Source organism: Gluconacetobacter entanii (genome assembly GCF_013155425.1).
In the GTDB taxonomy this organism is placed as follows: domain Bacteria; phylum Pseudomonadota; class Alphaproteobacteria; order Acetobacterales; family Acetobacteraceae; genus Novacetimonas; species Novacetimonas entanii.
The window spans coordinates 77908-90558 of record NZ_JABJWD010000056.1; the positions used below are offsets into that span (position 1 = coordinate 77908).

At 64.2% G+C, this 12651-nt stretch carries 10 protein-coding genes; 4 read left to right on the top strand and 6 right to left on the bottom strand.

Translation table 11 applies throughout. The features are described from left to right. Positions 1-97: 97 nt before the first annotated feature. On the bottom strand, positions 98-721 hold the full coding sequence (locus HNH97_RS10720; protein ID WP_171790873.1) for a LolA family protein: 624 nt from the start codon (positions 719-721) through the stop codon (positions 98-100). 8 nt (positions 722-729) lie between these two features. Next, complete coding sequence (locus HNH97_RS10725; protein ID WP_110912630.1) at positions 730-1044, bottom strand: BolA family protein; 315 nt, start codon at positions 1042-1044, stop codon at positions 730-732. 79 nt (positions 1045-1123) lie between these two features. Between HNH97_RS10725 and HNH97_RS10730 the strand changes: the two genes are divergently transcribed. The 3 genes from HNH97_RS10730 to cobT all read left to right on the top strand — a co-directional run bounded on the left by HNH97_RS10730 (position 1124) and on the right by cobT (position 4818). After that, positions 1124-1738 (top strand): J domain-containing protein, encoded by a 615-nt coding sequence (locus HNH97_RS10730; RefSeq protein WP_171790862.1) that lies wholly within the window; start codon positions 1124-1126, stop codon positions 1736-1738. A 119-nt stretch (positions 1739-1857) separates the two neighbouring features. Then, a complete protein-coding gene (gene cobS / locus HNH97_RS10735) occupies positions 1858-2886 on the top strand; it encodes a cobaltochelatase subunit CobS (RefSeq protein WP_110912684.1) in 1029 nt (342 codons plus the stop codon). A gap of 39 nt (positions 2887-2925) precedes the next feature. After that, positions 2926-4818, top strand: a complete 1893-nt coding sequence (gene cobT, locus HNH97_RS10740) for a cobaltochelatase subunit CobT (RefSeq protein WP_171790863.1) — start codon at positions 2926-2928, stop codon at positions 4816-4818. Between the two features lie 114 nt (positions 4819-4932). Here cobT and HNH97_RS10745 read toward each other — a convergent pair whose 3' ends face one another. Both HNH97_RS10745 and HNH97_RS10750 read right to left on the bottom strand, forming a co-directional pair. Further along, on the bottom strand, positions 4933-6375 hold the full coding sequence (locus HNH97_RS10745; protein WP_171790864.1) for a pyridoxal phosphate-dependent decarboxylase family protein: 1443 nt from the start codon (positions 6373-6375) through the stop codon (positions 4933-4935). Positions 6376-6500: 125 nt separating this feature from the next. Continuing rightward, the gene (locus tag HNH97_RS10750; protein ID WP_171790865.1) at positions 6501-7481 is read right to left on the bottom strand and encodes a bile acid:sodium symporter family protein; all 981 of its coding nucleotides are present in this window, start codon (positions 7479-7481) and stop codon (positions 6501-6503) included. Between the two features lie 97 nt (positions 7482-7578). On the opposite strand from HNH97_RS10750, the gene HNH97_RS10755 reads away from it, so the two are divergent. Beyond that, positions 7579-8529 carry a hypothetical protein gene (locus HNH97_RS10755; protein ID WP_171790866.1) on the top strand — a complete coding sequence of 317 codons (951 nt, stop codon included), beginning with the start codon at positions 7579-7581 and terminating at the stop codon, positions 8527-8529. A 201-nt stretch (positions 8530-8730) separates the two neighbouring features. Here HNH97_RS10755 and mfd read toward each other — a convergent pair whose 3' ends face one another. Together mfd and HNH97_RS10765 are read right to left on the bottom strand one after the other, a co-directional pair. Next, the gene (gene mfd, locus HNH97_RS10760; RefSeq protein ID WP_171790867.1) at positions 8731-12204 is read right to left on the bottom strand and encodes a transcription-repair coupling factor; all 3474 of its coding nucleotides are present in this window, start codon (positions 12202-12204) and stop codon (positions 8731-8733) included. After that, positions 12201-12512: an FAD assembly factor SdhE gene (locus HNH97_RS10765; RefSeq protein ID WP_110912636.1), complete on the bottom strand. Its 312-nt coding sequence runs from the start codon at positions 12510-12512 to the stop codon at positions 12201-12203. Before HNH97_RS10765 ends, mfd begins: the two co-directional genes overlap by 4 nt. Between the last annotated feature and the right edge of the window lie 139 nt (positions 12513-12651).

Here is a 12651-nt window from a genome sequence, read left to right on the forward strand (position 1 = left end):
CACGGCATCGGGGTCTGCCTGAAAGTGATCTGACGGAAGATTCGGAACGCCGCCCTGTCAGGACGGCGTTTCCTGAAACTGTATGATTCGCAGCCTCTTACTTCGTGGTGCTGAGGGAAAACAGGTCATCAGGCCATGCAGGACCGGCATGGACATCATCGAGGTCGAGGCGGATATGCTGGCGTTCCACGTCCGTCATCTCGATGGCGATCAGGCTCAGCGTGCCCGAGATATCCGAAAAGCCCAGCGTCAGGAGCCCCTGCGACGGGCTGTCGGACCGCGCCATGGAGATCTGGAGGCTGTTGGTCCCGTGCTGGACGGAAGTCACGACGATCTCTCCATCGAGATGCACGGGCTGTTGCAGCAGCAGGCCAAGCGGCTGATGCCCGAGCGACATGCGCGTTACGGAATCGCGGCGCGGGTCGATGAACACCAGATGCCCGTTCGCCGCCGTCAGCTTCATCGCGGCGGGCGTGGCGTAGTCAAGGCGCAGCCTGCCCGGATCATAATACAGCTTCCCGTCGCCCTTCCCGCCATCGGGCCAGGTCTGGACGAAATGCGCGCCAAGGCCGTGCGTGTCATTGAGGTAATGCTCGACCCGCGTAATCTCGTCCTTCTGGCTCAGCGTCGCCCTGTCCGGCACCGCCTGACAGGCGCCAAGCAGCATCAGCAGGCCGCCCGCCATCAGGCGGCGGACGTGAAAGGGAAATGCCGGTTTCATGGCATCGTTCATGATGTCGTCATCCGTTCCTGTTCCGCAGGCGTGCGCAGGGTCAGAGACAGCGCATGCATGCCGCCCGCGAATTCATCGGCCAGCAGTTCGTGGACAAGGCGGGAGCGCTGCACCCGGCCCATGTCGGCAAAGGCGTCGCTGACAACCAGCACGTTATAATGACTCTCCCCCGCCTGCACGCCATTGTCGCGTATCCCGACATGGTGGGCATGGCGGGCGCTGTCGTCGTGAACATGCAGTTCCACGGGGGCGAGACGCTCACGAAGGCATGTCTCGATTCGGGCGGCGCGTCCCGCGATCCGGTCTGTCATTGGCTGCTTCCTCTGCTCCATGGCCACACTCGCACATCTTCGCTCTTGCACGAAGCATGAACGGACGCACATAACGGGAATGATGAAGAGAAGGAATACACGTCCCAAGGCCTTTGACCCCGATCCGGACGCACCGGCGCGCTGCTGCGACATGGCCGGATGCACCGAGGCCGCAGGTTATCGCGCACCGCGTTCGCGCGACGCGCTGAACCAGTATTTCTGGTTCTGCCTGGAACATGTGCGTGAATACAATGCGCGCTGGGACTACTACAAAGGCATGTCGCCCGGGCAGATCGAGGCCCATATCCGCGCCGATGTGTCATGGAACAGGCCGTCATGGCGACTGGGCCAGGCCAATGGCGCGCGTGGCTTTGACGAGGAGGAAATCCTCGACCCGCTTGACCTGCTGAAAAACGGCGCGCGCGCGCGGGCACGCCGCGCGCAGGAACGTGACGCGCGCCATGCCGCCCCCGATGAACTGAAATACCCGCTCAGCGTGCTGGACCTTGGCTGGCCCATCTCGCTCGATGAACTGAAGACACGCTACAAGGCGCTGGCCCGCCAGCATCACCCCGATGCCAATGGCGGCGATCGCGCGGCGGAAGAGCGGCTTAAGGGGATCAATGTTGCCTATACGGCGATCCGTGCCCATCTTGTGGCAATGCCGGACGGCGGACTTGCCCGTTCGGCCTAGATTTTAAGTGATGGCTGATCGCCCGTCCCCTTCCTATACTCCTGTGTATGACGTTACCTGTTGTGCCGGATCGCGGCGTATGATGGCAGGGGCACCAGAATATGACGGACACGATATCAATGAATGCACTCGAAGAGCTTACGCCCGGAAATGTCGATGCGGCAGGCGAGCCGCTGCCTCCCATTTCCGCCATTTCCCAGCCGGACCGCAAGGTCTCGGCGCGGGAGGTGTTCGGTATCGACAGCGATATGGAAGTGCCCGCATTTTCGGTACGCACCGACCATGTGCCCCAGATCGACCCGACCTACCAGTTCGACCATGACACCACGCTGGCCATCCTTGCGGGCTTTGCCTTCAACCGCCGCGTGATGGTCCAGGGCTATCACGGCACGGGCAAGTCCTCGCATATCGAGCAGGTGGCCGCGCGGCTGAACTGGCCGAGCGTGCGCATCAACCTCGACAGCCACATTTCGCGTATCGACCTGATCGGCAAGGATGCGATCGTCCTGAAGGACGGCAAGCAGATCACCGAATTCCGCGAGGGCCTGCTGCCATGGGGCCTGCAGCATCCCTGCGCGCTGGTGTTTGACGAATATGACGCGGGACGGCCCGATGTCATGTTCGTCATCCAGCGCGTGCTCGAGGTGGAGGGACATCTGACGCTGCTGGACCAGAACCGCGTCATCCGCCCCAACCCCGCCTTCCGCCTGTTCGCGACGGCCAACACCGTCGGCCTTGGCGATACCACGGGCCTGTATCATGGCACCCAGCAGATCAACCAGGGGCAGATGGATCGCTGGAACATCGTCACGACGCTGAATTACCTGCCCCATGCGCAGGAAAGCGCCATCGTCATGGCGAAGATGGGGATCGACCCGAAGAAGAACCCGCAGGACGCCAGGCGGATCGAGATGATGGTCGCCCTTGCGGACCTGACGCGTTCGGGGTTCATCGCGGGCGACATCTCCACCGTCATGTCACCGCGCACGGTCATCAGTTGGGCCGAAAACTATCGTATTTTCAAGGATCTGGCCTTTGCGTTCCGTGTGACGTTCCTGAATAAGTGCGATGAGGCGGAACGGCCGACCGTGGCCGAATATTACCAGCGCTGTTTCAACGCCGACCTGATGCCACCGCAGGCACGCTAAGGCAGCGCAGAACGATTCCAGAGCAGGCAGGCATACGGCATGCGTGAAAAGACCCCATCCTCGCGTTCGGGCGAAGCTTCGGCCCAGCGGACCGCACGCGCCGAGCGTTTCAAGCGCGCGACGGTCGGGGCTGTCCGCGCCGTGGGCGGCAATGCCGCGACGGAGGTGACGTTCCTGAACGGTCCCGTCGCCCCCGGTGTCTCTGTGGTGGGCACGCAGGTGCGCCTGCCCGCGCCGGCGGCGGGCATGTCGGAGGTTGACATGATGCGCCTGCGTGGTGTCGCGGATGCGGCGGCATTGCGGGTGCGCCATCATGACGCGGCCATCCATGCCGCGGCCCAGCCTGACGCGGGCGAGGCACGCGACATCTATGACGCGCTGGAACAGGCGCGGGTCGAAAGTGTCGGCGCGCGGCACATGGCCGGCATGGCCGCCAACCTTCAGGCCCGGCTGGCGCAGGAATGTGCGGAAATGGGCCTTGGCGACGCCAATGGCGGACGCCAGATGCCCACGGCACTTGCGTTCGGCCTGCTGGCGCGCGCGCGCATGACGGGCCAGCCTGTGCCGGAGTCCATGAAGACCACCATGCAGCGCTGGCAGGATGAACTGCCCGCCAATGTGCTGCAGGCGCTTGATGCGATGGTCGCCCGGCAGGACAGCCAGGTGGATTTCGCCCGTGCCGCCCGGCAGTTGCTGATGGCCTGCGACCTGATCGAGCAGGAAACCGACCCCGAGGCGGAGGACGAGGACGGAACCGCGTCCGCCCAGTCGGATGAAAGCGATGCCTCCGACGCGCCGGAGGAGCCGAACCCGCAGGAGCAGGACAGCCCGGCGGAGGAAGAGGATCCCGGCCTTCAGATGCAGATGTCGCAGGGCACCGGCATGGGAGAGGACGAGCAGGATAACGGCGAGCAGGACGGTGCGGCCTCCGGTTCGGAGGAAGCGGGCGGTCCCTCCGAAGATGCGGAAGACGCGGATCAGGACAGGATCCCGGGCTATCACGCCTATACCACCGCCTATGACGAGGAAATCGGCGCGGAAGACCTGTGCGATGCGGAGGAACTGTTCCGCCTGCGCCAGACCCTCGACCAGCAGTTGGTGAGCATGCAGGGCGTGGTGTCGAAACTGGCGAACCGCCTGCAGCGCCGCCTGATGGCGCAGCAGACCCGGGCGTGGGAGTTCGATCTGGAGGAAGGCATCCTCGATGCCGGCCGCCTGTCGCGCATCGTGGTCAACCCGATGCTTTCGCTGTCGTACAAGCGCGAACGCGACACGGATTTCCGTGACACTGTGGTGACGCTGCTGATTGACAATTCCGGGTCGATGCGTGGCCGCCCGATTTCGGTTGCGGCGATGTGTGGCGATATCCTCGCCCGCACGCTTGAACGCTGCGCGGTCAAGGTGGAGGTGCTTGGCTTTACCACCCGTGCGTGGAAAGGCGGGCGCAGCCGGGAGCAATGGGTGACCGATGGCAAGCCCGCCAATCCCGGGCGCCTCAATGACCTGCGCCATATCGTGTACAAGGCGGCGGACATGCCGTGGCGTCGGGCGCGCAAGAACCTTGGCCTGATGCTGCGCGAAGGGCTGCTGAAGGAAAACATCGACGGTGAAGCGCTGCTGTGGGCGCAGCGCCGCCTGCGGGCGCGTCCCGAAAGCCGCAAGATTTTGATGGTGATTTCCGATGGCGCGCCGGTGGATGACAGCACCCTGTCGGTCAATCCCGGCTCCTACCTGGAAACGCACCTGCGCGAAGTCATTGCACAGATCGAGACACGCAGCGCCATCGAACTGCTGGCCATCGGGATCGGGCATGACGTGACCCGGTATTACCGCCGCGCCGTCACCATCACCGATGCGGAGGAACTGGGTGGCACGATGATGCAGAAACTCTCCGAACTGTTCACCGAAGAAAAGTCGCGGGGACGGCGCTAGTCCCCTCTCCTGCTGCTGGCAGGTCTTGAAAGTTTTTGGTGAAGCTTCCTTCCAAAAAGCTTCAGGGGAACGCCGCCTTTTCAGAGAAAAGGCGACGTCCGGAAACTTCCGTTGTCAGCCCTGCTTTTCCCGGGCAAGCCGTGCATCCGCGAGTTCGAGGAGCTTCTCAAGCATCCGGTCCACATCCGCCTCCACCGTGCGGTGGTTGACGATGGCCGCGCGCACGGCCTTGCGTCCCCCGATCACGGTGGTGGACGGGGCCGCGACGCCGCTTTCATGCAGGTCCTTGACGATTTCGCCATTGAAATGGTCAAGGTCGTCCACGGGGGCGAGGACACGGAAACACACAATGTTCAGCGTGACCGGCGCCAGCAGTTCCGTGCGCGGGTTTTCCTCCACCCGGCGGGCCAGGTGGCGGGCGATGGCGCAGCATCCCGCCACCATTTCACCCATCCGTTCCGCGCCGTAGGTGCCCAGCGTCATCCAGACCTTCAGCGCACGGAAACCGCGTGACAGGTCGGGGCCAAGGTCACAGAACCACGGACCGTTCGTGGCAAGGCCCCTGTCCTCCCGCGCGAGGTAACTGCGCGACTGTGCGAAGGCGGCGGCCTGAAGCGTGGGATCGCGCACGAGGATGCAGCCCGCGTCGTACTGCACCTGCGCCCATTTGTGGAAATCGAATGCGATGCTGTCGGCGCGTTCCATCCCCTTGAGCATCGGCCGCAGGTCCGGCGACAGGGCCGCCAGCGCGCCGAAGGCCCCATCGACATGGAACCACAGCTTTTCGCGCGCGGCGATGTTGGCCAACTGGTCCAGATCGTCGATGGAGCCGGTATCGACGGTTCCCGCGGTGCCGACAATCATGAAGGGTTCGTACCCGGCCGCGCGGTCACGGGCGATGGCCTTTTCCAGTTCCGGCAGGATCATGCGGTTGTTGCGGTCCACCGGGATGATCCGCAGGGCGTCGGACCCCAGCCCCGTCAGGTCGAACGCACGCGAAATGCAGCCATGGGCGCTGGCGGCGGCATATCCCGTCAGCCTGCGCGTCCCCACCCCGGCACGGCGCATCGCCAGGCCGTCCGGCACGGCGCGGCTGGCGGTGATGACCGCGATCATGTTGGCCATGGACGACCCCGTCACCAGCAGGCCGGAACAGTCGGTGGGAAAACCGCAGATCTGCGCGGCCCAGCGGATGACTTCGCGCTCCACCTCGATCGGGGCATGGTCACGGCCGCCACAGTTGGCGTTCAGCCCCCCTGCCAGCAGTTCAGACAGCATCCCGATCGCGGTACCCCCTCCATGGACCCACCCCATGAAGCCCGGATGCACGTTGCCCGTGGCATAGGGCACGACCAGTTGCTGGAAACGGGCATAGAGGTCTTCGGGCGCGGAGGGGCCGGCCGGCAGGCCCGTGCGCAGTTCCTGGCGCAGCCCGTTGGGCATGGGCTGCCACACCGGCTGTTCACGCAGGTGGCTGAGGCGATCGATCATGTCGTCCAGCATCCGGTGTCCCAGCTGACGCAGCGCGTCCCAGTTGTCAGGATCCAGTCCACTCATGTTTCGTTCGTCCACCATCTTGCGTCACAATAAATCGGATCAGGCATGCGCCATGAAGCCGCACGTGTCATAGCCTTCCCGCGTCCCAACGGCGAGGGGCAAAAACACCCGCCATGTTCGCATGCTTATGTCTGGCGCGCGATCCCGTCCGTCCGGACTCCGGTGGCGCTGCGGGCATAACGCCGTGCAAGGGTCGCGCACACGAACAACTGGATCTGGTGATAGATCATCAGCGGCAGGACGATAATGCCCACCATCGGCCCCGCAAACAGCACGTTGGCCATCGGAACGCCCGACGCCAGTGTCTTTTTCGAACCGCAGAACACGATCGCCACCTCGTCACGGCGGCTGAAGCCGAGCAGGCGGCTGCCGAACGTTGTCAGGACCAGAACGGTAAGCAGCAGGATGCTGTCCGCCACCATGATGCGCCCGATCTGTGCCGCGGGAACCCGGTGCCACAGCCCCTGCACCACCGCTTCGCTGAAGGCGGTATAGACGACGATCAGGATGGAAGCCCGGTCGGTCATGGAAATCACCTGCTTGTACCGGTGGACCCATCCCCCGATCCATGGCTGCGCCATCTGCCCCAGCATGAAGGGCAGCAGCAGTTGCAGCATGATCGACGTGATCCCCCCCTGCGTGGAGGCCGACTGGTGCACGACCAGTCCCGTCAGGAGCGGCGTGATGAAAATGCCCATGATGTTGGACATGGTGGCCGAACAGATGGCCGCCGCCACGTTCCCCTGCCCGATGGAGGTAAAGGCGATCGAGGACTGCACCGTCGAGGGCAGGCAGCACAGGAACAGCAGTCCCGTCCAGGTATCGGCATCAAGGAATGCTGGGAACAGCGCATGAAACCCCATTCCCAGCAGAGGGAAGGCCACGAAGGTGCAGCCAAGGATCGCCAGATGGAGGCGCCAGTTCGTCATGCCGTCGATGATGGCGCGTCGTGACAGGCGCGCGCCCTGGAAAAAGAACATGACCCCGATCACGATAATGGCCAGTGTCTGGAAAAAATTGATCCCGTTACCTGTGCAGGGAAAAAAGGTTGCGATAAGGATCGTGGCAACCAGGCAAAGCAGGAACGTGTCGATCTTGCGGAACATGGGGTTTGAAACTTCTGATTGCAGGGGGAGATCTGGCGCTTTTCGATACGGCCACAGATTGCATAATGAACGTATCCAAGCCAGTTTACGCATCACAATGAAGAAACTTCTCTTACCGCTTCTCCTTGGCGCCTGCGCGCCCGCGATCGCCTTCCCTGCCGCCAGCGGCGCATGGGCGACCTCCCTGCCGGAAGAATGCGCGGTCTCGTCCGCCACCAGCAGCCAGGCGCACGGGACGGACAGCATCATCTCCCGTGGGTATGACCTGCGCCTTGCGGGGGAACATGCGCATCAGGAACTGCGTGCGGGTGACATCACCGCGACCGGCAGCGGGATGAATGCCGCCGAACTGCATGACCTGGAGGATGCGGCATCCCTGGTCATGGTGGCGACCCTGACGGGCCACCATTCCGACCACTGCCCCAATTCCTATTTCCTGCAGGTCGTCGCCCCCGTCCTTGACGGGGTGCAGTCGGGCAAGAGCTACGACCTTGTGTGGGATAACGCGGACATGTCCACGGGGACGATCCACCTGTCCTTCCGTCGTGCCCACCTGCGCCTGACGGGCGGGCGCACGCCTGACGCCCCCGCCGTCATGACGCTGGAGACGCAGGGCGTGAACATCAATGGCAGCAAGAATCACCTGCTGGAGGCAACGATGCCACAGCAGGCCTCGGCGTCCGCTTCCATGCCCGCATCGGATATCGTGCCGCTTGCCGCCGCCATCGTCGGCCACCCGAGCGAGAGTGTCGCGGTGCCGGTGGAACTGACCTCGGTCAAGGCGGTGCGTGACACGATGCAGATTTCGGGCAATGGCAAGGCGACCCTGACGGGCAATACCGATGCCTCCGCCGGGGAGGGCCATGTGGCGGTCCAGCATCTTGACGACATCATCGCGACCCTGCGCGACAGTGGCCAGACGAAGGCCAGCGCGGCCCTGGTCCTGGCCAAGCTGTTCGGGCACCGTTCGGCCACCGGCACGTCGTGGGACGTGAACTGGGATGCCGGTGTCCTGACGGTCAACCACATCCCCCTGCCCATCCGCTAAAAACGGTTTGAAAAGTTAAAAGTTTTTGGTGAAGCTTTTTTCAAAAAGCTTCGAAGGACGTCACCCCTTTCGATCAAAAGGCGACACCCGGAAACTTTTGCTTTCAAATGGTTCCTGAAGGAAACCACCCGGACGCGGCTTTCGCAAACAAGCCACGTCCGGACGCATCTCCTGATCCGCGCGATATTGCGCGGACCATACTCAGGCCGGGATAGCTTCCGCCAGCGTGTTCAGCGCCCCAAGCACCTTGCGGGCCTGCGTGATGCGCTGCGCGTTCGTCATCTCCCGGATGATGGCCAGCTTGTGGTCCGGGCGCAGCCACACCTTCCCGTCCTTCTGCTGCGCGATCCATGTCACCAGTCCCGCCGGGTTGACGAAGCTGTTGTTGCGGAACTGGATCACCATGCCCTTCGGCCCGGCCTCCAGCCGTTCCACGCCCGCAGTACGGCACATCCGCTTCAGCGCCACGACATCGAGCAGGTTGCGCACCTCGTCGGGCAATGTGCCGAAGCGGTCGATCAGTTCCGCCTGCATCGCCTCGATTTCCGCATCGTTGGCAAGGGCCGAAATCCGGCGATACAGCCCCAGTCGCACCGGCAGGTCCGGCACATAGGTGTCGGGGATCAGCACCGGCAGGCCAAGGATGATGTTGGGGGTCCAGTCGCGATCCTCCGCCTTGCGGCGGCCCTTTTCATGGCGCAGGTCGGCCACCGCGTCTTCGAGCATCTGCTGGTAAAGCTCGATCCCGACCTCACGGATATGCCCTGACTGCTCATCGCCGAGCAGGTTGCCGGCCCCGCGCAGGTCAAGGTCGTGCGACGCCAGCGTAAAGCCCGCCCCCAGTGTGTCGAGCGTCTGCATGACCTCCAGCCGTTTCTGCGCGGCAGCCGACAGGACATGTGTCTGCGGCCATGTCAGATAGGCATATCCCCGCTGCTTGCCGCGCCCGACGCGCCCGCGCAACTGGTAAAGCTGCCCCAGCCCGAACATGTCGGCGCGATGGATGATGAGCGTATTGACCGCAGGCATGTCCAGCCCGCTTTCGACGATGTTGGTGGACAGCAGGATGTCATATTTGCCATCGCTGAATTCGGTCATGACCCGTTCCAGTTCGGTCGGGCTCAGGCGGCCATGCGCCTGCACCATCCGGGCATCGGGGACGATTTCATGCAGCCGGGCCGCCATGCGGTCGAGGTCCTCGATACGCGGCACGACGCAGAAGACCTGCCCCCCACGGAACCGCTCGCGCTGGATGGCCTCGCGGATGACGACGCTGTCGAAGGGCATGATGAAGGTCCGCACCGCCAGGCGGTCGGTTGGCGGGGTTGCGATCAGGCTCATTTCCCGCACGCCGGTCAGGGCAAGCTGCAGGGTGCGCGGCAGCGGTGTGGCCGACAGCGTCAGGACATGGACATCCTCACGCAGGGCCTTGAGCTTTTCCTTGTGCGCGACGCCGAAATGCTGCTCCTCGTCAACAATCAGCAGGCCGAGGTCCGCGAATTTGACCGTCTTGGCAAGCAGCGCATGCGTGCCGATCACGATATTGACCGTGCCATCGGCCAGCCCCTTGCGCACGGCGGTGGCTTCCTTGCCCGTGACCATGCGTGACAGTTGCGCCACCTTGATCGGCAGGTCCGCGAAACGGGCGGCGAACGTGCGGTAATGCTGCCGCGCCAGCAGCGTGGTCGGCACGACGACGGCCACCTGCCCGCCCGACATTGCGGCGACAAAGGCCGCGCGCAGTGCCACTTCGGTCTTGCCAAACCCGACATCGCCACAGACAAGCCGGTCCATCGGGCGGCCCGAGGCCATGTCGTCCAGGACGTCGGCAATGGCGCGGGACTGGTCCTCGGTCTCCACAAAGGGGAAGCGGGCGCAGAATTCGTCCCACAGTCCCTCGGCCGGCGTCAGGGCCGGTGCTTCACGCAGTGCGCGCGCCGCCGCCGTGCGGATCAGTTCACCCGCCATGTCGCGGATGCGCTGCTTCATCTTCGCCTTGCGCGACTGCCACGACACACCGCCAAGCTTGTCCAGCGCCACGCCCGTCTGTTCCGAGCCGAAGCGGCTGAGCAGTTCGATGTTCTCGACCGGCAGGAACAGCTTTTCGTTGCCGTCATAGATCAGGCGCAGGCAGTCATGCGGCGCGCTGCCGACGCCGATCGTCTCCAGCCCGTCATAGCGGCCAATGCCGTAATCCTGATGCACGACGAGGTCGCCTTCCGCGATTTCCGATGCCTCGGCAATGAACTGGTCGGCCTTCTTGCGGCGGCGCGGCGGGCGCGAGATCCGCTCACCCAGCAGATCCTGTTCGGACACGAAGGCCATGTCGTCGGCCACGAATCCGCGTTCCAGCCCCAGCGTCAGAAGCCCGATCGTGCCAGCCTTCATGCGCGCGGCCTCGTGCCATGTCGCGTATGACTGCACCGGCAGGCGGTATTCCCGCAACAGCACGCCCAGCCGTTCGGCCGAGCCACGGCTCCATGCCGTGACATAGGTGCGCCGTCCCGTCTGCGCCCATTCGTTCATGCGCGCGGCCAGCATGGGGAAGACGTTTTCGCGCATGCCGTCGGTCGCGGTGCGCGCGAACATCTGTCCCGGTCTGCCACCCGCATCAATCCCCGACGCGCCATCGGGCTGCGCAAAGGGCATGAACACCACCGCCGGATGTCCCGCCAGCATGGCCTCCCATCCCTTGCGGTCGAGATACATCAGGTGGGACGGAAGCGCGCGGTAGGGCACCTCCCCCTCACGGGTGGGCTGGCGTCGGGCCTCGAAATGGTCCGCGATCATTTCCAGCCGCGCGGTGAAGGCTTCCTCCGCCTGCTGCGCCAGTGAAATCGACACGCCGGGCAGGTAGTCGATCAGGGTTTCCATATGTTCATGGAACAGCGGCAGCCAGTGCTCCATCCCCGCATGCCGCCGCCCGGCGGAGACATGCTGGTACATCGGGTCCTCCGCCGCGGCCGGGCCGAACAGGTCGCGCCAGCCGGTGCGAAAGCGTGAAATGCTGTCGGCATCGAGGCTGAAATCCGCCACCGGCCGCATGACCAGCGCGTCCCTGCGGCCTGTCGAACGCTGGGTCGCGGGGTCGAAGCCGCGGATGTTTTCCACCTCGTCCCCGAACAGGTCGAGGCGCACAGGTTCGGCCTCGCCGGCCGGAAAGATGTCGAAAATCCCGCCGCGCGTCGCGAATTCGCCCGGTTCCATCACCGTGTCGGTGCGGTTGTAGCCGTTTGCGATCAGAAGTTCGATCAGGAATTCCTGGTCCAGTGCCTCGCCCGTGGCGATGTTGAGCGACTGCCCCTCGAACGCGCGACGCGGGGCCACGCGCTGGATCAGGCCATTGACCGTGGTCAGCACGATGCGCGGGCGCTTCGGCTTTTCCAGCAGGCAGGTCAGGGTCGCGACCCGTTCGGCCACGATGGCCGGGTTGGGCGAAACCCGGTCATAGGGCAGGCAATCCCACGCCGGAAAGCGCAGGATTTCCGCCTGCGGGGCAATAAAGGCGAGCTGTTCGCCAATCCGCGCCATTTCCGCGTCGTCGCGCGCCACATGCAGCAGGGGGCCATCATGTTCGGACAGGCGACGGGCGAGGAGAAACGCGTCATATCCCTCCGGCACGCCCCAGATCTGGGTCAGGCCGGATGTCTGTCGCGTGGCGCGGATTTCGTTCATTTGGGGCCTCGGATCGCGGCCAGACGCTCCGGGTCGTTGGCGTCAGCAAGGATGGCGCGCATCATGGGGGTATCGACTTCCGCCGGGATCGGGCGACGTCCACTCAGCCAGTCGGCAAGGTCGGCATCAGGCAGGTCCATCACTTCCTCCAGCGCGTCGAGTTCCGCCTCGCTCATGCCCTCAAGGCGCGGGGCGACAAATCCCCCGATCAGCACATCGGTTTCGTGTGTGCCACGGTGCATCGCGCGGTAATAGATACGCCGCCGGCGTGCATCAAGGCGCGACAGGTCAGGATTATTGGCTTGCATTGCGTTCCACCCCGTTATGGTTGCGTTTTGTTCTGTAACGCATTTGTCCTATAGCCGTCCCCGGGCTGTCTGTCAGCCCGGACGACCTGCATGCCAACCTGCCGGATGAACAGCCGCGTGTCACCCTGCCCCCCTGCCC